The 21,451-nt window shown below is 33.5% G+C and carries 20 protein-coding genes; 5 read left to right on the top strand and 15 right to left on the bottom strand.

All coding sequences use genetic code 11. The features are described from left to right. The first annotated feature begins 352 nt into the window (after positions 1–352). A complete protein-coding gene (locus Q0856_RS08360) occupies positions 353–775 on the top strand; it encodes a hypothetical protein (RefSeq protein WP_298479058.1) in 423 nt (140 codons plus the stop codon). 5 nt (positions 776–780) lie between these two features. Here the strand turns inward: Q0856_RS08360 and gldD are convergent, their stop codons facing one another. Genes gldD through mutY form a run of 4 tightly spaced genes read right to left on the bottom strand, consistent with a single transcriptional unit; the run spans position 781 to position 4,207 of the window. Then, positions 781–1,338: a gliding motility lipoprotein GldD gene (gene gldD / locus Q0856_RS08365; RefSeq protein WP_298479053.1), complete on the bottom strand. Its 558-nt coding sequence runs from the start codon at positions 1,336–1,338 to the stop codon at positions 781–783. Beyond that, a complete protein-coding gene (locus Q0856_RS08370) occupies positions 1,328–2,656 on the bottom strand; it encodes a gliding motility-associated protein GldE (RefSeq protein WP_298504117.1) in 1,329 nt (442 codons plus the stop codon). The genes gldD and Q0856_RS08370 overlap by 11 nt, the downstream gene beginning before the upstream one ends. A 17-nt stretch (positions 2,657–2,673) precedes the next feature. Then, a complete protein-coding gene (ssb, locus tag Q0856_RS08375) occupies positions 2,674–3,135 on the bottom strand; it encodes a single-stranded DNA-binding protein (protein WP_298479047.1) in 462 nt (153 codons plus the stop codon). 25 nt (positions 3,136–3,160) lie between these two features. Beyond that, the gene (mutY, locus tag Q0856_RS08380) at positions 3,161–4,207 is read right to left on the bottom strand and encodes an A/G-specific adenine glycosylase (protein ID WP_298504120.1); all 1,047 of its coding nucleotides are present in this window, start codon (positions 4,205–4,207) and stop codon (positions 3,161–3,163) included. Positions 4,208–4,333: 126 nt separating this feature from the next. Here mutY and Q0856_RS08385 point away from each other — a divergent pair, with 126 nt between their 5' ends. Both Q0856_RS08385 and Q0856_RS08390 read left to right on the top strand, forming a co-directional pair. Then, complete coding sequence (locus Q0856_RS08385) at positions 4,334–4,624, top strand: HU family DNA-binding protein (RefSeq protein ID WP_013306152.1); 291 nt, start codon at positions 4,334–4,336, stop codon at positions 4,622–4,624. Positions 4,625–4,882: 258 nt separating this feature from the next. After that, positions 4,883–6,430, top strand: a complete 1,548-nt coding sequence (locus Q0856_RS08390; RefSeq protein ID WP_298479021.1) for an Rne/Rng family ribonuclease — start codon at positions 4,883–4,885, stop codon at positions 6,428–6,430. 73 nt (positions 6,431–6,503) lie between these two features. Here Q0856_RS08390 and Q0856_RS08395 read toward each other — a convergent pair whose 3' ends face one another. After that, on the bottom strand, positions 6,504–10,538 hold the full coding sequence (locus Q0856_RS08395) for an FG-GAP-like repeat-containing protein (RefSeq protein WP_298504123.1): 4,035 nt from the start codon (positions 10,536–10,538) through the stop codon (positions 6,504–6,506). Between the two features lie 88 nt (positions 10,539–10,626). On the opposite strand from Q0856_RS08395, the gene Q0856_RS08400 reads away from it, so the two are divergent. Further along, entirely contained in the window at positions 10,627–11,100 is a 474-nt protein-coding gene (locus Q0856_RS08400; RefSeq protein ID WP_298479012.1) for a regulatory protein RecX, read from the top strand. On the opposite strand, the gene bioB is transcribed toward Q0856_RS08400, so the two are convergent. The 10 genes from bioB to Q0856_RS08450 form a co-directional block, all read right to left on the bottom strand. Then, positions 11,101–12,189 (bottom strand): biotin synthase BioB, encoded by a 1,089-nt coding sequence (gene bioB / locus Q0856_RS08405; protein WP_298504126.1) that lies wholly within the window; start codon positions 12,187–12,189, stop codon positions 11,101–11,103. 261 nt (positions 12,190–12,450) lie between these two features. Then, the gene (locus Q0856_RS08410) at positions 12,451–14,091 is read right to left on the bottom strand and encodes a flotillin family protein (RefSeq protein ID WP_298504128.1); all 1,641 of its coding nucleotides are present in this window, start codon (positions 14,089–14,091) and stop codon (positions 12,451–12,453) included. A gap of 4 nt (positions 14,092–14,095) precedes the next feature. Continuing rightward, positions 14,096–14,674, bottom strand: coding sequence for a hypothetical protein (locus Q0856_RS08415; RefSeq protein ID WP_298479003.1), 579 nt, complete (start codon positions 14,672–14,674; stop codon positions 14,096–14,098). A 69-nt stretch (positions 14,675–14,743) separates the two neighbouring features. Then, positions 14,744–15,895, bottom strand: a complete 1,152-nt coding sequence (locus Q0856_RS08420; protein ID WP_298504130.1) for a beta-ketoacyl synthase N-terminal-like domain-containing protein — start codon at positions 15,893–15,895, stop codon at positions 14,744–14,746. Between the two features lie 3 nt (positions 15,896–15,898). Beyond that, positions 15,899–17,173 (bottom strand): adenosylmethionine--8-amino-7-oxononanoate transaminase, encoded by a 1,275-nt coding sequence (bioA, locus tag Q0856_RS08425; RefSeq protein WP_298504132.1) that lies wholly within the window; start codon positions 17,171–17,173, stop codon positions 15,899–15,901. Between the two features lie 229 nt (positions 17,174–17,402). Further along, entirely contained in the window at positions 17,403–18,020 is a 618-nt protein-coding gene (bioD, locus tag Q0856_RS08430; RefSeq protein ID WP_298478994.1) for a dethiobiotin synthase, read from the bottom strand. Further along, positions 18,021–18,404 carry a DUF2007 domain-containing protein gene (locus Q0856_RS08435; protein WP_298478991.1) on the bottom strand — a complete coding sequence of 128 codons (384 nt, stop codon included), beginning with the start codon at positions 18,402–18,404 and terminating at the stop codon, positions 18,021–18,023. A 1-nt stretch (position 18,405) separates the two neighbouring features. Then, positions 18,406–19,563, bottom strand: a complete 1,158-nt coding sequence (locus Q0856_RS08440; RefSeq protein WP_298504134.1) for a pyridoxal phosphate-dependent aminotransferase family protein — start codon at positions 19,561–19,563, stop codon at positions 18,406–18,408. Positions 19,564–19,626: 63 nt separating this feature from the next. After that, a complete protein-coding gene (locus Q0856_RS08445; protein ID WP_298478985.1) occupies positions 19,627–20,193 on the bottom strand; it encodes a hypothetical protein in 567 nt (188 codons plus the stop codon). 9 nt (positions 20,194–20,202) lie between these two features. Beyond that, positions 20,203–20,775: a hypothetical protein gene (locus Q0856_RS08450; RefSeq protein WP_298504136.1), complete on the bottom strand. Its 573-nt coding sequence runs from the start codon at positions 20,773–20,775 to the stop codon at positions 20,203–20,205. Between the two features lie 118 nt (positions 20,776–20,893). Between Q0856_RS08450 and Q0856_RS08455 the strand changes: the two genes are divergently transcribed. Beyond that, positions 20,894–21,433 carry a GNAT family N-acetyltransferase gene (locus tag Q0856_RS08455; RefSeq protein WP_298504138.1) on the top strand — a complete coding sequence of 180 codons (540 nt, stop codon included), beginning with the start codon at positions 20,894–20,896 and terminating at the stop codon, positions 21,431–21,433. Positions 21,434–21,451: the final 18 nt, after the last annotated feature.

Consider the following 21,451-nt stretch of genomic DNA (forward strand, 5'->3'; position numbering starts at 1 on the left):
AAATTCGCAGGTACTTAGGACTTTTACTAAGCAAGCAGTTTTTACTTTGGACAGTCGGAGGCATATATTTTAGTCGGGCAAATATTGATGAAATTAGAGGTAGTGATTAAAAAAAATAACTACCTCTAATTGTTACAAAGCCAGACTATATTTCTCAAAAAAATATTTAAAAAAAATATTTTCATACGTAAGGCAGTATTGTGTCTTTACAATAAAAATCTATTCTGAATACTCCTTTTTATAGTATTTAGCACAAACAAAATCAAAAAAAAAACAAAAGAGATAACAAATTGGTGACCGAGCTATTTTGTATATTTGAAACAGCTATATCGCATTTAAAAAAAGTATAATTATGAAAAAATATATCCTAATTCTAGTTGCAATTACAACCTACACTTTGAGCTCTTGTAAAGAGGAAAAAAAAGCGCCTGAAGGGCCCACGCAAATGCAGCAAGTAATGGCTATTCATGATGAAGTAATGCCTAAAATGGGGGCTATAGGAAAATTAGTTAGCACATTAAAACCTATGGTAGATTCTACCGAAACAGGTATGCAATATGAAGTTGCCATGAAAGATTTGCAAAAAGCCAATAAATCTATGATGGATTGGATGCAAAGTTTTGGTTCTAAATTTGATTCGGATGAAATTCTTAATGGAAAACAATTAACTCCCGAAAAACAAGAATTACTAAACTCAGAAGAAATTAAAGTTAAAGAAGTAGCAGACTTAATAAATACGAGTATTGCTAAAGCTGAAGTTCTTTTAAAAAAGTAGGTTATTTAATTTTTCCATTTTAGGGTTTCCATTATTTTTCCAATATCCTCCTTTAAATAGGATGCTGCAGGATAAATAGAATCGTAATTCGGTTTTGTATAAAAATAAAGGGACCCTGTAACAAAATGCTGCGTACTGTCTGTTGCAAAAAACTGAGATTGTGATGCTGCATTACCAACAACCTCGAACAAAACTCCATGAACATTACTGTCTGGGTTACTAAAAACCTGCGGATGTATACCATCTGCCTTAACGGCATGTTCGTAACTTAATCTCTCAGCGTCTGCAATCAGCTTTTTTAAATTATTATTTACTTTTTTATAACTGATAAAAATTGCCCCTTTCATCTCTGGATAAGAAATAACAAAAGAGCTTTCTTTCTTCTTTTCTATCTGAGCTTTATCATTATAAGCAAATTCAAAATTCTTAGTCCCCACTTTTTTAGTTCCTCCAAGAGCATATTCTAAACGTAATTTGGCCTTAGGTTTAGGTAAAACCTCTTCTTTACAACCTATAAAGAAAATGGAAACAATTATTAAACTACAGATATACTTAAACTTCATTTGGAAGGGTAACTTTTATTTGTTTTAATCTTTTTTTATCTAAGCTTTCTACAACGAATTTGTAATCTTTAAAAATAATTAACTCGCCTTTTTTAGGAAAACCTCCTGCGATTTCTAACACAAATCCGGCTATAGTCTCGGACTCTCCTTTTTGGTCTTCAAAATCTTCTTCATCTTCTATCTTAACTACCCTATAAAAATCTTTTAAAGTAGTTTTTCCTTCAAAAACATAATTAAAATCATCTAACTTAGAATAAACTAAATCTTCGTCATCAAACTCATCACTTATATCCCCTACTATCTCTTCTATAATATCTTCTAATGTTACGATTCCAGAAGTTCCACCATACTCATCCACTACAACTGCTAAATGATTTTTCTTTTCTTGGAATTCTAACAATAAATCGTCTAACTTTTTATTTTCAGGAACAAAGTAAGGTTCTCTTATAAGAGATAACCAGTTAAAAGTTTTACGATCCAAATGAGGTAACAAGTCCTTTACATACAATACACCCAAAACATTGTCCATATTCTCTGAAAAAACCGGAATTCTAGAATAACCATTCTTTTTTATTTTTTCTAGAACTTCAGCGAATTTCATTTTTTCGTTCAACGCAAAAATGTCAATTCTTGGGCACATAACCTGCTTAGTATCCGTATTTCCGAAAGAAACTATACCTTCTAATATTTTTTGCTCTTCTTTTGTGGTATCTCCTTCTGAAGTAAGTTCTAAGGCTTGGGATAAATGATCTACACTTAAATTAGATTTTTCTTTTCCTAATCTGCTATGAAGAAAAATAGTAGCAGAACGCATTGGCATACTAAATGGCGAAAACACAACATCTAATACTTTTAAAGGATACACCATAAATTGCGCAAAACTTTTTCTATTTCTATTAGCGTACACCTTGGGAAGAATTTCTCCAAACATTAAAATTAAAAAAGTAGCAACTACTACTTCCAATAAAAAACGAACAGAAATAAATCCTAAAAAAATGGTTGTAATAGAAGAAAATAAGTTATCCCCTATAACATTAAACAATAAAACAACACCAATATTAATAGCATTATTTGCTATTAATATGGTCGCTAACAACTTTTTTGGTTTTTCTAACAATTTAACCACTAGGCTTCCTTTAGCTGTTTTTTCTTCTTCAATCTCTTTAATATTTGTCTGAGAAAGTCCAAAAAAAGCAACTTCTGCACCTGAAATAAGTGCAGAACATACCAATAAAAGTACTAGAACTCCTATTCTAAGTGCAAAAGCACTATCTAATACTACAAAATTTAACAATAAACTAAGGGGGTCAGGGTCCACTAGTTACATTTTAAGGTTTAGAATGGTAAATCGTCTTCTTGTTCGGGCTCGTTTGTTTGAGCTGGTTGTTGAGGTATTGGCTTAGCACCACTTTGCGTAGCTTGCTGTTGTGGCTGGTTTTGTGCATTTGCCATACTTTCTTTTTTGGTAGATAAAAAAGTAAAATCTTGTACATGTACCTCTGTAGTATACCTAGTATTACCATCTTCCCCTTGCCATTGACGATTTTTTAAACGCCCCTCTACATATACCTTATCTCCTTTACTTAAATATTTTTCACATATTTCTGCAGCCTTATTACGAACTACAACATTATGCCAGTCTGTATTCGTAACTCTTTCTCCCGTTTGTTTATTGGTATAGGTTTCATTAGTTGCAATTGGAAAGCGACCAATACTATTACCTCCTTCGAAATAGTGCATTTTCACTTCGTCTCCTAAATGCCCAATTAGCATTACTTTATTTAATGTTCCGCTCATAATTTTTATCTAATAATCAAAAGTACTAAAATTTAAATGTTTTAATAAAGTCTGCAATTAAAACTGGTACAGCATATTTTTCCAAATCACAAACCTTAATAGTATTATTAAATTCGTCTTCTACTTCTACAATCCAAAATTTTGTATATAAATGTTGATGCGATAGTTTATGCACTATAGTATCCTTATATATATGTATACTAAAATCGGATTTTAAATCTAGAAAATTAGGTATATCTTCTTCCATATTCTCAATAAAAGTTTCTTTCTCAGTTTCTATAAGCGGAAACTCCCATAAGTCTTGCCAAATTCCTTTCCCTATTCTTTGTTTTAATATGGTGTATATTTCTCCTTTTTGATCCCTACGAATGGGTACTATATAGTTAAAGTATCGCTTTTTAATCTTTGTTTTTTTTAGTTTTACTGGTAAAACAGATACTTTGTTTTCTTTTAGAGCTACACAACTCCCCTGTAAAGGACAGTCCTTACATTTTGGATTTTTTGGAACACACTGCATTGCTCCGAATTCCATTATTCCTTGATTATAGTCTCTTATTCTATCTCTATCTATAAGCTGTTTCGCTAAATCTTTAAAATAGGCAACACCTTCAGTACTATTAATAGGTGTATCTACACCAAAGTAACGAGAAAGTACTCTATATACATTACCATCAACAACAGCTTCGGGCGCATTAAAACAAATAGAGGCAATAGCACTTGCAGTATAATCTCCGATGCCTTTTAACTTTATTAACTCTTTGTAGGTCTCCGGAAACTTACCATTATAATCTAGGAGTACGGTTTTTGCCGCTTCATGAAGGTTTCTTGCTCTAGAATAATAACCTAAACCCTGCCAAAGTTTTAATATTTTCTCCTGCGGAGCATTTGCTAAATCAAAAACAGTAGGAAAAGAACTAACAAATTTAAGGTAATACGGTGTTCCTTGTGCAACCTTAGTTTGTTGTAGTATTATCTCCGACAGCCAAATTTTATAAGGATCTATACTTCCTCTCCATGGAAGAGTTCTTTTATTTTGGGCATACCAAAGCAGAATTTTGTGGGAAAAAAGCATGATAATCTATAGTAAAAGATAAAAGTACTAGTTTAAATACTTAAAATTAGTTCTTTAAGGCAAAAGATTCAATTTAATTTATATATTTGCATCCCGAAAAAACATACAGAAAATCTAAAATTCAAGATGACGAAAGCGGAAATTGTATCGAAAATCTCAGATAAACTGGGAATTGAAAAAGGAGATGTACAGGCAACAGTTGAATCTTTCATGGAAGAAGTAAAGACTTCTTTGGAAAGTGGAGATAATGTTTACTTAAGAGGTTTTGGAAGTTTTATTATTAAAACAAGAGCTGAAAAAACTGGTAGAAACATTTCCAAGAATACAACGATAAAAATACCAGCTCATAATATTCCTGCATTTAAACCTGCAAAGGTTTTTGTTGAAGGTGTTAAGAGCAACGTACAAGTTAAATAAAAAAATAATCTTAAAAGTAGAATTTTATGCCGAGCGGTAAGAAAAGAAAGAGACATAAGGTAGCTACCCACAAACGCAAGAAGCGTAGGAGAGCTAACAGACACAAGAAAAAGTAGTTTTAAACTACTTTTTCTTTTTAGTAACGTTCATTGGCATAGAAGTTAAAAGTAACTTCGGCGGGCTATGTATGGCCTGTTTCTGGTATAATACAAACCATCTATCTGTTTTTAGTAAACAGACTGATATAAACAAATTCAGGTGAATAGAGAATTAATCGTAAGATCAAGCTCTGATTCCGTTGACTTTGCCTTACTAAAGGATGGAAAACTTACTGAATTACATAAAGAAGAAGAAAAAAACGATTTCTCTGTAGGCGATATTTTTATTGCCAAAATTAGAAAACCCGTTACTGGTCTAAATGCTGCATTCGTAAATGTAGGTTATGAAAAAGATGCCTTTTTGCATTATCATGATCTTGGACCGCAACTATCTTCTATGTTGAAATTCACTAAACAAGTAAGTACAGGGAAACTTCAAGATTTTTCCTTAAAGAATTTTCCAGCCGAAAAAGATATTGATAAAAATGGAGCTATAGCTGATGTTATAAAAGCCAATCAATCAATATTAGTGCAAATTGTAAAAGAACCCATATCCACTAAAGGACCAAGAATAAGCTCAGAACTATCAATTGCTGGACGCTATTTAGTAATGGTTCCTTTCTCTGACCGTGTATCTGTTTCTCAGAAAATTGCGAGTTCAGAAGAAAAAGACAGACTTAAAAGGTTAGTACGCAGTATTAAACCTAAAGGATTTGGCGTAATTATTCGTACAGTTGCCGAAGGAAAAAAAGTAGCAGAATTAGACAAAGATTTAGAAAACTTGCTGAGCAAATGGTCAGCAATGTGTACAAAATTACATAAAGCGCCTACCCCCTCTAAAGTTTTAGTTGAACTCAATAGAGCCTCTTCTATATTAAGAGATGTATTTAATGACTCATTTACGGGAGTATTTGTAGATGACAAAACGCTTTATAACCAAATAAAAGATTACGTTCAAGAGATTGCACCTGCTAAAGAATCTATAGTTAAGCAACATGTTTCTCCTGTTCCTATTTTTGAAAAATTTGGCATTGAAAGACAAATAAAAACATCTTTTGGCCGAACTGCTTCTATGAGTAAAGGAGCTTATTTAATTATAGAACACACGGAGGCACTACATGTTGTAGATGTTAATAGTGGTAATCGTTCTAACAAGGCAAAAAATCAAGAAGATACAGCCTTAGAAGTAAATCTTTTAGCAGCATCCGAAATTGCAAGACAATTACGCTTGCGCGATATGGGCGGTATTATTGTAGTAGATTTTATTGATATGGTCAAAGCACCTCATCGAAAAAAACTCTTTGATCATCTTAGAGATGAAATGAAAGATGATCGTGCTAAACATAAAATTTTACCTCCAAGTAAATTTGGCTTAATCCAAATTACAAGACAAAGGGTGCGCCCAGAAATGAATATTAAAACCACAGAAGAAGACCCTAACCGTTCTGGTAAGCAAGTTGAAGCTCCAATAGTTTTAATAGACAAAATAAATTTTGCATTAGAGAAACTCCTGAAAGGCCCTGCAAAAGGAAGTAGTATAACACTAAACATTCATCCTTTTATAGCAGCATACCTTACACAAGGGTTCCCATCAATACGTTCTAAGTGGTTTTTAGAACACAAAAGATGGATTAAAATACAACCTCGAGATGCGTATACGTATTTAGAGTACCGTTTTAAAAATAAAGACGGCAAAACCATATATTAAGTCATAATGGCTATTTAAAATTTAAGCGACCTTCAGCAATGTGGGTCGCTTTTTTTATACAAAAAACTCAATATTAATTATTCTTCGCAATTAAAAAGCCCTCTTTATTCACCTTTAAAATGTATAAACCAGTCGCCAATTTTGGAAGCAGAAGTGTAGTTACGCTTGAAGATTCATTAAAAAATTTATCTCTAATTATAATTTTACGTCCTATAGCGTCAAACAATACAAAGTTGTCTGTTGCCTCTGTATTTATTATATTAATTTCATCATTAATTATTGGGTTAGGATATAGAATATACTCTTTTGTATTTGTTGGGTTTATCGGGCTTTTTCCAGAAAAATAAGGCACTGCAAAATGATAGGCATCCACTCCCACTTTTTCTCCTATTATTCTTCCCAAAATATCATCAGCCGGAGGGTGTATTCCACCCCAAATACGAGACAAACTTGTTTGATCAGAAGCATCTCTGTATGTAGCCCATTGTAAGGTTACATCAACCGAAGGTCCGTTTTCAAATACCAAAAACTCATCTTTCTTTGCTACAAATTCCCCCAATCCTCCAGGGAAATATTCGTCTCCCGTAATTAAGGTCATTACTTCGGCTGCAGCTCTAGAATAGGTAGAATGACCCGATAAATACCCTGCAAATGGCGGAGTTACAAAAGAGGGCCTTTGGTAAGGAAACCAGTTTTTAGCTAAAATCCAACCTACACCAGCAACATCTGAGCTAATATTATCTATAAAATTATGTCCACGCCAGGCAAAAACTTTTATTTCACCAACGTTTTCGTTATTAGAACCACTTAATTCGTCTCCTACTTCTACCACTTCTATATAACCTTCTTTTAAAGGTATCCCGCCCACGTGGTAATTGGGTAAATTTTGATCCGTGCTTTGCCCTAAGGAACTCATATACCTAATCGCCGAAATTGGCCTTATATAATCATACCATCCTTTAATACCCCATGCGGTTATTGCTGCATCGTGCATGGCTCCAGCTAAAATAAAATAAGCTTTAACATCCCATTCTAAAGGATTTAATTCCTCTCCCTGTCCGTTAAATTTACGCTCAAATAACTCATGGTCATTTACATAATTAAGTATCGTGAACCAATGTCCCGGTGGTGTTTCAGAATCTGGACCGTCTGCCCAAAACTCTGCAAGTACTCTAGCGTAATCTGCTCTAGGTACAATTTGCTCTTCATAAGTCTCTCCTGTTTTTGGGTTCACTGAACGACCTGTACTAGCGTCACCACCATCAATTTCTTTATAAAAATTAGGATATTCATCAAAAGAGCTAGGAAACATACTAATATCTATGTTACCTATACTCTTGGGCGATATATCCCATAAAACACCATCTGTTGGATCTAAATGAGAACTCCAAATAGATACTAAAGAGAAATTCCATTTGTACAAATCACTTGATGCAGTTGCATTTTGGGTGTCTAATAATGGAGGTGCCCCCGGATCATGATACACCGTATAATTATTACCATTTCTATTGAAAATCGTTTTATCATCATCAGATAATGCAAAGGAATGTATTTGCCCCCATTCTGGACTTAAAAATTCTGGAGTTTCTCCCCGAATTAAGTTTCCACTTTGATCAATAAATGCGTTAAAAGATAAAGGTTGCCAACGGTTTGCATCCGTAATAGTATTATTTTCTTCAGAGACACTTAACGTCAAAGGCATATTTACAGGTTGATAAAATGCATTATCATAGGCAGTTGCTTCTCGCGACCCATCGGTATTTCCGTAGTCAATAATTACTTCCGCTACATAATTTCCTAAAGCCGCTGCTTCTCCTGAGGTATATTCTGTACTAGTGTTATTAATATCATATCCCAAATCATTCATCACAAAATCAAATAGTGCTAAGCTTTCTTCCTTATTTGGTGAGTTTTTAAACCTATGACTAAGTACACGATAGGCAGCATAACTCATTGCTTTTTCCTGGGCTTCATTTTTTTCTTCAACAGATTCAAATATTTCTAAATCACTACTAAATTCATTAACCGTATTGCCCACCAAATAAGGTCGAGCCATTTCATCGTAAATTGCCCAACTGTCATATAGAGCAACTGAAGTATGAAACAAATTTCTGGCATGTACTGTGGGTCTAGCAAAATCGTTTCTAATAGCAGCAAGTAATGCTTCATTCCAAATTCTTGCTACGGATACATTCATAGAAATATTAGAAATAGAAAGATTTACGTTTAATTCTCTAGGCTCGCTAGCACATATATTGGACTGTTCTATAGCTATTACTCTACCAACTGCACCTAAACCCCATTTTACAGTAATGGCATTAGTTCCTTGCCCACTTATAAGTTCCCCTCCTTCGACCTGCCAATTTGCCTTCACATTTGCATCCGAACTAAATGTATAAGTCTCCAGTGCATTAAAACCAGATGATGCGGATCCAGCTACATTATTCTCAGATGCGTAATACTCACAGCTACCATCACTACTTACTGCTAAGGGATTATAATTACATGCATTAGGATCGGTACAACCTGTTAGTTTTACACTTGGAGAAATATTTAAGACTTCCAAACCTTGTCCTTCTGTTGCTCTTACAAACCTATTGACTTCAATATTTTGATGTCGTTCTACCAAACCTGAAGGCCAATCAATAATTAACTCATTAATTATACTACTTTCATTTAAACCAAAATGAAGAGGCTTTAAGCTTTGAGATAAAAAACCAACCCCATTATAATATCTAACTATGCTACCCTCATCTGTAACTACAGTTACTTTCGTACCCAATGCATCTCTATTTGATGTAGTTCCTTGAAGTTGTAATTGAAACCACTTTAAATTGGATACATTATTTTCCGCTATTTTATTTTCATAAAAGAAAGCCTCTCGGTCTGAATTGGTTATAAAAAGATCTAAATCTCCATCCAAATCAAAATCAAAATCTATCACCTCAACGCTAATACTATTTTCGTTTAAACCCAATTCCGAAGAAAAATCTCGAAAGCTAGTTCCATTTTCTTTTAAAAGGTTCTTAAAATAAAAATTAGGTTGTGGTCCTGTATTTACAAATCCGTTTACAATCATTAAATCTTCGTCTCCATCCAAATCAAAATCCCCAAATGTGGTTCCCCATGCCCAATCAGTGTCTCCTACACCAAAAACACTAGCTTGTTCAATAAAGTTATTAGCACCTTGATTTACAAAAAAATGATTCTCGCTAATACCGGTAGTAAAAAAATCAAAATTACCATCGTTATTTACATCTCCAATAGCTATACCCATATTATCTAGCATGCTATCTAAGTTATAAGTACTAGCTTGTTCCGAAAAATTAACCCCTCCATTGTTAATGAATAATCTATTACCTTGATCAAGGTCATTAGCTATATAAAAATCTTGCCAACCATCATTATTAAAATCAAAAGGAGACAATGTAAAGCTTTCTAAGCTAGGGAGCGTGGCTATACCAGTAACATTTGTGACGTTAGTAAAAGTTTCATCTCCATTGTTTTTATAAAGGGTATTTCCTTCGCACTTATTCCAATCCGCAATGAACAAGTCCAAAAACCCGTCGTTATCATAATCAACCCATGTTGCTCCAGTATTATTACACCCATTATTAAACGTAATACCAGACTCATTAGTAACTTCAGTAAAAGTTCCATTACCCTGGTTTCTAAAAAGCTGTACTATGTTTAGGTGTGTCAAAAATAAATCTGGAAAACCATCATTATTATAATCTCCCCAAGAAGCACCAAATTTAAACCCTTTTAAACCTACAAAAAATTCGCCCGTTCGTTCAAACACTAGTACATTACTTAGTCCAGCCCCAGTAGTAACATCAGTAAAAGTTCCATCATTATTGTTTCTATAAAGTTTACTCAAGGTACTTGAATTACCTGCCTCATCCTCATCACTTGCTACTACAAAAATGTCTAAATCTAAATCTCCATCATAATCTGCTACGGCTGCACCGTTATTCTTGCTTAAAAGCTCAAAACCCGCTATGCTTTCGACGCGTTCGAAAGTTTGAGATTGAATATTACTAGTTACATAAAAAATAACTATAGTAAGAAGGCCTCTTAAATGTTTATTAAAAACAATCTTAAACATAAATTATATATAAAAATTCTACCTTTATAGACATCTAACAATGTAAGACTAATTTTTAACATTTTTAGCTTTTTTTACTCTACAATACATGAACAACAGTACTAAATTTTATACTCTCGCAGAAGCCAAAAAAAAATTAGAAAGTTATTGTGCTTACCAAGACCGTTGCCATAAAGAAGTAGAAGTTAAATTATATAGTATGGGCATGATTCCAGAAGCTACCAATCAAATCATCGGACATCTTATTCAAGAGAATTATCTTAACGAAGAACGCTTTGCTAAAAGTTTTGCTAGAGGGAAGTTCCGTATTAAAAAATGGGGTAAAAATCGCATTGTTAACGAGCTAAAACAACGACAAATAACAAAATACAACATTACTATTGCTTTAAAAGAAATAGAAGAGAATACCTACTTAGAAACCCTAGACACCTTAGCCAAAAAAAGGTTAATGCAAATTAATGAGACCAACCAAAAAAAAAGAAAAAAAAAGCTCGCAGACTATCTACTTTACCGCGGATGGGAAAGCCATTTAGTCTACCAAAAATTGCAGGAACTTATTTAATTAAACCTTTGCTTTTGCTTTTGCTGCTTCGTTTCTTTCTATTTTATGATCTGGTCTAGACCATTTTGGTTTTTCTCCTAAAGCTGTAATTTTAGAGTCCTCAGCTTCAACAGTTTTTGGTTGCGAAGACTTCTTAAATGGTTTTTGAGGGTTTAAGCCTAAAAGCTCAAACATAGCCATATCCTCGTTTACATCAGGATTTGGGGTTGTCAATAATTTATCTCCCGCAAATATAGAATTTGCCCCCGCAAAAAAGCACATTGCTTGCCCTTCTCTACTCATTTGGGTACGTCCTGCAGAAAGTCTTACTTGTGTCTGTGGCAATACAATCCTTGTGGTAGCAACCATACGTATCATTTCCCATATTTCTACAGGCTTAATATCTTCCATAGGTGTTCCTTCTACGGCTACTAAAGCATTAATAGGGGTAGATTCTGGTTGCGGATTTAAGGATGAAAGCGCTACTAGCATTCCTGCTCTATCTTCCAACTTTTCTCCCATACCAATAATACCACCACTACATACCGTAACGTTTGTTTTACGAACGTTCTCTATCGTCTCTAAACGATCTTCAAAAGCTCTGGTAGAAATTACATCTTTATAATAATCTTCAGAGGTATCTAAATTATGATTATAAGCATACAAACCTGCTTCTGACAAACGTTTTGCTTGGTTTTCTGTTACCATACCTAGGGTACAGCAAACCTCCATATCTAATTTATTTATGGTACGAACCATCTCTAACACCTGATCAAACTCAGGTCCGTCTTTTACATTACGCCAAGCTGCACCCATACACACTCTAGAACTACCTGATGATTTTGCTCTAAGTGCTTGTGCCTTTACTTGGGGTACTGACATTAAATCGTTCCCATCAATATCCGTATGATATCTTGCAGCCTGTGGACAATACCCACAATCTTCGGAACATCCACCTGTTTTTATAGATAGTAAAGTAGAAACTTGAATTTCATTAGGATTATGCTTCTTACGATGAATAGTAGCAGCATCATATAACAATTCCATTAACGGTTTATTATATATTTCTAAAACTTCTTCTTTTGTCCAATTATGTCTTACTTCACTCATAACAGCTATATTTAACTTTACAAAAATAATGTATTCCAATGTTAAAAATACATTTCCTTGGTTATAAATGGCCAAATGCAAATAATCTCTAGCCTTTATTGTACTATTTAAGAGGCAAAATTACTACGATTCGTATTCTATTTTACTGATATTTCTCATAGAACCAAGCTTATTTTTTAAACAATAATTTTATCTTAACTAAAAAACCTAGCCGATTTCTAAATCAACTAGGTAATTATATACATATAAATAGCTTTTATACTATTCTTTAGAATCTTCTTTTTCCGATTCTTTTTTGCTCGACTGTTCTTCTACTGCAACAGTTGCATCAACGACATCTTTTCCTTTTAAATATTCTGGTAATTGCATGCCAGCCATGTTAAACATTTCTTGCAATGGAGGAACAGATTTGTACATTCCAGAAATAAAATTAGCAGTAGATCCTTTTCCGTCTGCAGTTTTTGCTCCAGAATCCCATACAGTAACTTTATCTATTTTAATGTTTTTAATTGCTTCTGCTTGCGTTTTCACCAATTCTGGTAATTTATCTGCAACTAAAAGTAGAACGGCATCTTTAGGATTATCTCCTGCGGCCTTAACAATTTCATCTAAACCAGCAGCTTGTTTGGTTAATACTTCATACAAACCTTTTGCTTCTGCCTGTGCTTTAAATAAAATAGCATCTGCTTCACCTTTTGCTATTCTTCTAAGGTTTTCTGCTTCTGCTTCTGCATCAATCTCAACTTTTCGTTTATCAATTTCAGCTGGAACAATTATATCAGCTAATTGCGAGCTTCTCTCTCTTTCTGCTCTAGCAGATTCTGCCAATTGCTCAGCTGCATATGCTTCTTCTAAAGCTTTAGCTGCCTGCACTTTTTCTGAAGCAATTGCTCTTTTTTCAGCTTCAGCTTCTTTTTCTCTTCTTAAAGCATCAGACTCTGCTATAGAAATTTTAGCGGTATTCTCTCCATCAATAGCTTTTGCATTAGCTTCAGAAGTTTTAATTCTTTCATTTTTTAAAGCTTCTGCTTCCCCTATTTTTGCTAAGGCTACAGCACTAGCAGTTTGTACCCTCTCATTCTGATTTGCATTTGCCTCACCAATTTTTGCCTCAGCATTTGCAGCTGCCACCTGAGTTCTTTCTGTTTGCATCGCATTTGCTTCTCCAATTTTCGCTTTAGCATTTAATTCTGCCACTTGTGTTCTTTCATCTTGTACGGCATTAGCCTCACCAATAGAACCATCTCTAGTTTTTTCTGCTACAGATTTACGCGCAGCGTTTATAGCATGTGCAGCCGCTTCTTTACCAAGTGCTTCAATATAACCAGACTCATCTACAATATCTGTAATATTTACGTTGATTAATTTAAGACCAACTTTCTTAAGTTCCGATTCTACACTTTTAGATATATTGGTTAAAAACTTGTCTCTATCAGAATTTATTTCTTCTATATCCATAGAAGCAACAACCAAACGCAATTGACCAAAAATTATCTCCTGAGCTAACTCTTGTATATTATCTTGATTTAAGCCTAACAAACGTTCCGCTGCATTTTGCATAATTCCAGGTTCTGTAGAAACCCCAATTGTAAATCTAGAAGGCACATTTACTCTAATATTTTGCTTACTTAGGGCATTTATTAAGTTCACTTCTATAGATATAGGTGTTAAATCTAAAAATTCGTAATCCTGAATAACGGGCCAAATAAAAGCTGCTCCACCATGAACACATTTTGCCGAATTACCTCCGCCTACCTTTCCATAGACGACTAGAATTCTATCGGACGGGCAACGCTTATATCTGCGTATAAATGAAATAATAATGATAAAAAAGAAAAGAACAGCAAAACCTAAAGTAAGTAATGATGCGCTGCCTCCTAATTGTAATGGTACTAATAGCATAAGGTTATTTATTTAATAATTCAACAATTAATATTCCGTTATTGGTAACTTCTTTTACTTTAACTACATCTCCTTGGACTAAATCTTTATCTTCTTCGGTTAAAGCCTCTAACTCTCTTAAAGTACCCTGCACTGTAATACTTACTTTACCAATTTTTGATCTTTTATTTCCTATTGTTAAATACACTTCTCCTATCTGATTTAAAGCATTATTTAATTTTAAAGTTCCACTACTTTGTAGCTTTCCTAAGTAGTAAAATATAGAAGCCATGGCAAACATCATTAATAAACCACAAAGAATAGATATCGTTATTGTAAGTGATTTAGACAGACCAGCATCTAAACAAGATATTCCAGACCACCCAAAAATGGTAAAGAAACCCATTAAGTTTTTAAAAGATAAAAATTGAAATCCTATTCCCGTATCACCATCAATATCTGCATCTAAATCACCATCCATCCCATCTGTATCGCCACCTACCAATGTAAGTATTACTAATATGATAAAAATAACAGAGGACACCCCGGCAATAGACCAATAAATTTTCTCAAAAAGGGATAACGCAACAAACCATTCTTCCATAAATTTTAATATTTAGGTTAGCAATTCTAATATAGAACATTTTTTGAAAAACGATAAGAAAAATCTCTCTTATTTAGAAAGTAAAACAGAAACCGCATTGCCACCAAAACCAACGGCATTGACCATTATTTTATTAATTTTTGATAAACGACTACTTTCTATAAATGGAACACTAATAAACTCCTGATTTGTAAGCATTAGTACAGCAAACTCTAAACTCAAAGCTCCTGAAGCACCAAAAGTATGTCCTATTTTCCATTTATTAGTAGTTAAACATGGTACTTTGTTACAAAAAACTTTTTCTATTGCCCTTATTTCCGATACGTCCCCTTTAATAGTCCCAGGAGAATGCATCACAATTACATCTACCTCATCAGGGTTTGTATCGCCCAAAGCCATACGCATAGAACGCTGAAAACATTCCGCATCTGAAGAAATAGAAATGTTATGTTGTAGTATCTCAGTAGCATAACCAACTCCCGTTACAACTGCAAGTGCATTTTCTGTAATTCCCTTTTCTAAACAAGCTACAGAAGCGCCTTCTCCCAAAATCATGGAATTCCGGTTCTTTTCTAAATTTAAAGCTTGACAGGGATATTCTCCTTCATTATTAGAATATATTTTTAAAGCTTTTATTTGGGCTAAAGTGAAAGGTGTTAATGGCGCTTCACTACCCCCAACCATAAATTTATTCGCCATCCCACTTTGTATCCAAGCCACACCGTTAAGCAAAGAATGAAGTGCCGTAGAACACGTAATAGAGTGCGATATTTCTGGTCCCTGTGTTTGCAAATCATGTGCTATCCAAGAAGAAATATTTCCTAAAGTAGTAGTAGGCGAACTTAAAGTAGATGCTGTATTTTCGGTAATAAAATCTTCATGATATTTCTCGAACAATGCCGTTGCGCCACGAGACGAACCCATATTTATACCAAAATTATCCTTGGACTTCCATTCTGCCATTTCCATTGCATCTCTAGAAGCTAATAATGCATATAGAACTGTATTATCTAAATTTTTATACTTATTGTCAGATTCCTTTAAAGTCCTTACCCGCGCTCTACTCTCTTCCGATAAAGAAGATACCCATTCCTCATTAGAACCAAAGACTTTTTTGGCAAAAAAATGATTAGGGTTTTTATAATTACCCCATACTTTCTCCATAGAATCTCCCAAGGGAGAAATAGAAGTAATAGCGGTTATGGATATAGGTTTAATCAAATATTAAATAATTTCTAAAACACCTTTAATAGTGTTATATATTTTCTGCATCTGCTCTTTAGATACAACATAAGGAGCCAAAATATAAATAGTGTTTCCTAGTGGTCGCAAAAATACTCCATTATCCATAAAATAATGGAATAACTTGTCCCTTAAATTACCATAACGCTCCATTTTTACATTTAAATCTAGAGCAAAAATAACGCCACATTGTCTTGTCGTTGCCACCTTAGGATGGTTCTTTATTTCTTCATTAAATTTTTGATGAGATAGAACTATACGCTCTATATTTTGCTGCATTTCTTTAGATTGCAGTAATTCTATTCCTGCTAAAGCAGCGGTACAGGCAATTGGATTTGCTGTATAGGTATGTCCGTGAAATAATCCTTTAGAAATTTCATCACTATAAAAAGCATCGTAAATCTTTTGCGTACAACTTGTAATTGCCATAGGTACTAAACCAGCGGTTAGCGCTTTAGACATGCATAAAACATCTGGTTTTACAGGAATGTAATCCGAGGCGAAATTTTTTCCAGTTTTCCCAAAACCTGTCATTACCTCATCAGCAATTGTAATTACATTATGCTGCTTTAGCACAGTTAATATCTTACTCAAACCATCACCGTCATGCATTTTCATGGCGGCTGCCCCTTGTACTAAGGGCTCATAAATGAACCCAGCTATATCGGCCTTTTTTAATCTAGTAAGCAAGTTTCTTATTATACTATCTATATTTTCTTCTGTAGGGACAGGAATACGCTCTACTTCAATAAAAAAATCTTCGAATGGGCCATTATAAACAGAAAGCCCTGAAACAGACATAGCCCCAAAAGTATCTCCATGAAAACCATCTTCGAAAGCGAGCATTACATTCCTTTTATTCCCAAGGTTAAAATGATATTGCAAGGCCATTTTAATAGCAATTTCATTGGAAGTGGAACCATTATCTGAGAAGAATATTTTTTCTTGATTCTCTGGTAGAATCTTCATAAGAGCTTCCGACAAAAGTACAGCTGGCTCATGAGTAAAACCACTAAACACTACTTGGTCCAATGTCTGCATTTGCTCGTAAGTCTTATGTACTATATAATCATTACAATGGCCATACATGCAGGTATACCAAGAAGCTATTCCGTCTATATATTCTTTACTATCCTCATCATACAGCAAAGCCCCTTTAGCCTTTACTATACCTAACATATTAGAATGCAATTTGTGCTGCGTTAACGGATGCCACAAATGTTTTTTGTCTCTTTGAGATAGATTTTTTTCTGCCATTACATTTAATAATTAAGCTTACACCTAACAAAAATCAAAAGAATTACTTTAACTATCCTCTTTCAAAATTCATTTGGCATTATATCTATTCTGCAAAGATGGGAAATAATCGTTTACCGCTTAGCTCATAAAACCGTAATATCCATGCTAATCACAAATAAATCACAAATAAAAAACAGAAATGTATTTTTCTTATTAGGAAGACACAATAGACTACTTTTATATTCTATTAAATAGTCCTTAAATTTTCTCTAAACAAATTAGCATATTTTTGAATTACTTCTTTGTTAAATTCTTTTTCTTCGTTGATTCTCCCTATAATAGTAGCCCCAGTTTTTTGGGCAATAATATCTTCTGTGGTAGGATGTTCGTCTCCACTAAAAAGTATGGCAACATTAAATCCTTTTTGTTGTAATGCCGAAACAGTAAGTAAAGTATGATTTATACTCCCTAAATAGTGCCGAGACACCACCACCACTTTGTACTCCGGATTAATAATATCGAATATCGTGTCTTTATCATTTAAAGGAACTAACAAACCACCTGCACCTTCTATAACCAAATGATTATCTGTTTCTGGAGTAACAATATTTTCTAAGTTTATTACCAAACCATCAATTTCCGCCGCGGCATGTGGACTCATAGGGGTTTTTAGAGCATAACTGTTTGGAAATATTTTCGTCTTACTATTAGATATAAACTCTATTATTTTATGACTATCGGAATACTCCAATTCTCCTGCTTGCACTGGCTTCCAATAATCTGCCTGTAACGCTTCTACTATTATAGCTGAAGCCACCGTTTTACCTACTTCAGTAGATATTCCGGTAACAAATATTTTTTGCATTTATTCTGGTTTAGTTATCATGCCGCATTGAAGGCATTTGTATTTTCTTTTTTCAAAAAAAGGAAACAGCTTATAAAATAAACTTTTTCTGGAATAGTATACCTCGGATTTTTCTGCTTTACAATTTGGGCATTTTATTGCATCTCCATTAGTATCTAATGCATAAGCACGTATATCGTCGTAAATTTCTTGAGCCCTATCCTTATCCTTAGCATATACTTGTAGTTTTACACCACCAATGGCATTGCTAATTATTGGGTCGGAGTTTAGTGTATTTTCATCTCTTAAAAAAACAGGTATTCCTTCGGATTCCAATTTCCCCTTAATAATTTGCACATCAGCTGCAAACTCAAAAGACCCCAAAATATAAAATTTATCTTCCATATTATTTTAAACAACCACTCAGGATTTGCAACACCAAACCAATTTCTTCTTTAGAGTTCTGAGCATGCAAACAAAATCGCAGTCTTTCTTCTCCTTCCGGAACTGTCGGAGATAAAATTGCTTTTACATTAAAGCCTTTGTCTTGTATTTTTCCCGCCACTTTTTTTACATTTTCATTCCCCGGAATAAGACAACATTGAATGGCAGAATTGCTCGGTAAGAATAAGGCTTGTATTTTTAAGTCTTTCGCCTTTTTTTTAAAATGTACAACGTTTTCTAATAGGCGTTTTCTTGCTTCTACTCCTTCGCTTTCTACAATAAACTTAAAAGCTGCCGTAATTGTTCCAACGGAATGAGGAGGCAAGCCTGTTGTATAAATAAAACTACGAGAAAAATTTACTAGATATTCTTTTAATTTTTCACTTCCTAAAACTGCCGCTCCATGACAACCCATAGCTTTTCCAAATGTAACTATACGAGCAAAAACATCTTTACACGCCTTATGTTGTTGCACAAGACCTTCTCCATTTTTACCAAAAACTCCAATAGCATGAGCCTCATCTATTACTAAATGGCATTTGTTTTTCTTTGTAAAACTTAATAAAGCATCTATATCGGGAGAGTCACCATCCATGGAAAAGATAGATTCTGTTACCACATATACTTCACCTGTAAATTCTTTAGAAAGAGCTTGAGATAATTTTTCTTCTAAATCTATTAAGTCATTATGTTTATACTTATACTTTTTAGCATTACTTAATAAAATACCATCACGTATACTGGCATGTATAAATTCATCAAACAAAATAATATCTTCCCTTTGCGGAACAGCACTAAAAAAACCCAAATTAGCGTCGTATCCTGAGTTAAATACTAATGCACTTTCTACCTTAAAAAAAGTACTTAAATCGTATTCTAAATCTTTATACAAATTATGATTACCAGAAATAAGTCTGGAACCTGTAGCTCCATTTTGAGAAATACCTTTATTTAATAACAATTGAAAGGTATTTGCATACAAAGTATCATTGGTAGCAAAACCTAAATAATCGTTCGAAGAAAAATCAACCAAATTACCATTGCTTGGCAAACTTCTAAGAGCATCTTCTAGCTCTCTCTTTTTTAATTTGGTGCCTAAGTTAGAGGGGAAATTACACATGCCTCAAATTTACTATCTTTTCTTGTCATGTAACAGTTCTAAAATAGAGATATTATAAGTATTTTATTTTGATACTGTAAAATTTAAAAGTAACGGGTTTGCTTCGGATATGATATGGTTTAATCCTACTCTAGGCTTATCTGTGTTATATGCACTTGAAATGTACATATAATCAAAGTCTAACTGATACTCCCCTTCCTCTTTTAGAATAATTCCTATTCTGGATTCGTAAGTATCCTTATTACTATTTAAAATTGCAGATGGCTGGCTATAATCACCAATCAACCCCTTCTCGGCAATTATATATTGATCGTCAATATTTACCCCTTCGTAGATATCCGAAAAAGCAGAATACTTAAGTAGTCCAAAACTATAGGTAAACTCATCTACACCGGATGTCTCATATATATCCAAAAGATTAGAATACCCCTCTTCTTCTAGATATCTACTAAAATTAAGTTCAAAAAATAGTGTATCACCAACTATATAATTTGCCTTGTTCTCTACTTTTATGGCATCTTTTATTTCCACTTCTACATTATTCCAGTATACATCATCGTCTGGTGGTGAGCATTGCATACCTAAAACTGCTAAAAACAACATCGAAAACCCTATGATTACTTTTTTCATTATTTCTTTTTAAAATCTGTATCCAACTTTTACACCTGTTCTAACCAAACCTACATCAAAAAACAAAACGTCTATAAAATTTGTTCGTATACTAATTTGCGCTTCTATAGACATTCTTTTCTGAAATGTTAAAAAACGATATCCGTAACCAGTACCTAGGCCTATGTTTTTAATCTCTTGCATGCCATATTCATATATACCATATCCTAAAGCATTATTTTTTCTATTTATACCACTATCCGCTTCTCCTATATTATAGCTGCCAAAAATTTCTAAAAAGTGACTTCTATTTTGTGTTCCGTTTATGTAAAAACGTACATAAGGATTAACCTCATAATTTACCTTGTAGTTACTATACCCTTCAATAGTTTCTAAATTAAGCTTCTGATGAGGACTATTATATTTAACACCTCCCACCCCAAAGGAAAAATATTTATTTAGTGTTCTCTCATAATTAAGCTCCGGACTTCCTAAAAACGCATAACTTAAATTAAACGATAGTTGATTTTTATGTACTTTTTCTTCCTGAGAAAGCAAAGGTATAGAAATCAAAAAAGCGCAAACAATCAAAAAAATCTTCATTCAGAACTATTATTTTTATTTAAGGTACTACAATAAGGCAAAGGTTGCTTTTCAAATGTTATTAAATGAATAAAAAAAACCTTAAAACTATTTTTTTAAAAGTACTATTTTTATCTCTATGAATGTTACGTACCATAAAGCTTCTACTATAAAAGAATTACAGCAAATAATTGCATTACAAAGCGAAAACTTACATGCCAACCTAACTGAGGAAGTAAGACAACAGCAAGGTTTTGTTTCTGTCTCACATACTTTAAAAATTCTCCAAGAAATGAATAAGGTGTGTCCCCATACTATTGCTAAATCAAAACATAAAGTAATTGGCTACGCTTTATGCATGCATCCATCATTTTCTGATGATATTTCCCTTTTAAAACCAATGTTCGTAGAAATAAACTCTCTAATTCCTAAGCCAAAAAACTTTATGGTAATGGGTCAAATTTGTATTGACAAAGAATTTCGTGGTAAAGGTGTTTTTAGAAATTTGTACAAAAAAATGAAGGAAGACGTTCTAAACGAGTATCATTCTATAATTACGGAGGTAGATTCCAAAAACTTACGCTCACTTAATGCTCATACGTCTGTTGGATTTAAACATCTTAAAACCTATAACTCTTTAGGGCAAGATTGGAAATTACTTATTTTAAGAAACAGTTAAGCAACTCTCCTAGAAAAC

It is taken from the genome of uncultured Maribacter sp. (genome assembly GCF_947496775.1).
In the GTDB taxonomy this organism is placed as follows: Bacteria; Bacteroidota; Bacteroidia; order Flavobacteriales; family Flavobacteriaceae; genus Maribacter_B.

Bases quoted from the DNA above. Each gene is read 5' to 3' on its own strand.
- Q0856_RS08440 (WP_298504134.1), bottom strand. From the start codon at position 19,563: ATGTGTAATTTCCCCTCTAACTTAGGCACCAAATTAAAAAAGAGAGAG.
- Q0856_RS08360 (WP_298479058.1), top strand. From the start codon at position 353: ATGAAAAAATATATCCTAATTCTAGTTGCAATTACAACCTACACTTTG.
- gldD (WP_298479053.1), bottom strand. From the start codon at position 1,338: ATGAAGTTTAAGTATATCTGTAGTTTAATAATTGTTTCCATTTTCTTT.
- Q0856_RS08385 (WP_013306152.1), top strand. From the start codon at position 4,334: ATGACGAAAGCGGAAATTGTATCGAAAATCTCAGATAAACTGGGAATT.
- Q0856_RS08415 (WP_298479003.1), bottom strand. From the start codon at position 14,674: ATGGAAGAATGGTTTGTTGCGTTATCCCTTTTTGAGAAAATTTATTGG.
- mutY (WP_298504120.1), bottom strand. From the start codon at position 4,207: ATGCTTTTTTCCCACAAAATTCTGCTTTGGTATGCCCAAAATAAAAGA.
- ssb (WP_298479047.1), bottom strand. From the start codon at position 3,135: ATGAGCGGAACATTAAATAAAGTAATGCTAATTGGGCATTTAGGAGAC.
- Q0856_RS08455 (WP_298504138.1), top strand. From the start codon at position 20,894: ATGAATGTTACGTACCATAAAGCTTCTACTATAAAAGAATTACAGCAA.
- Q0856_RS08450 (WP_298504136.1), bottom strand. From the start codon at position 20,775: ATGAAGATTTTTTTGATTGTTTGCGCTTTTTTGATTTCTATACCTTTG.
- Q0856_RS08410 (WP_298504128.1), bottom strand. From the start codon at position 14,091: ATGCTATTAGTACCATTACAATTAGGAGGCAGCGCATCATTACTTACT.
- Q0856_RS08400 (WP_298479012.1), top strand. From the start codon at position 10,627: ATGAACAACAGTACTAAATTTTATACTCTCGCAGAAGCCAAAAAAAAA.
- Q0856_RS08445 (WP_298478985.1), bottom strand. From the start codon at position 20,193: ATGAAAAAAGTAATCATAGGGTTTTCGATGTTGTTTTTAGCAGTTTTA.
- bioD (WP_298478994.1), bottom strand. From the start codon at position 18,020: ATGCAAAAAATATTTGTTACCGGAATATCTACTGAAGTAGGTAAAACG.
- bioA (WP_298504132.1), bottom strand. From the start codon at position 17,173: ATGGCAGAAAAAAATCTATCTCAAAGAGACAAAAAACATTTGTGGCAT.
- Q0856_RS08435 (WP_298478991.1), bottom strand. From the start codon at position 18,404: ATGGAAGATAAATTTTATATTTTGGGGTCTTTTGAGTTTGCAGCTGAT.
- bioB (WP_298504126.1), bottom strand. From the start codon at position 12,189: ATGAGTGAAGTAAGACATAATTGGACAAAAGAAGAAGTTTTAGAAATA.
- Q0856_RS08395 (WP_298504123.1), bottom strand. From the start codon at position 10,538: ATGTTTAAGATTGTTTTTAATAAACATTTAAGAGGCCTTCTTACTATA.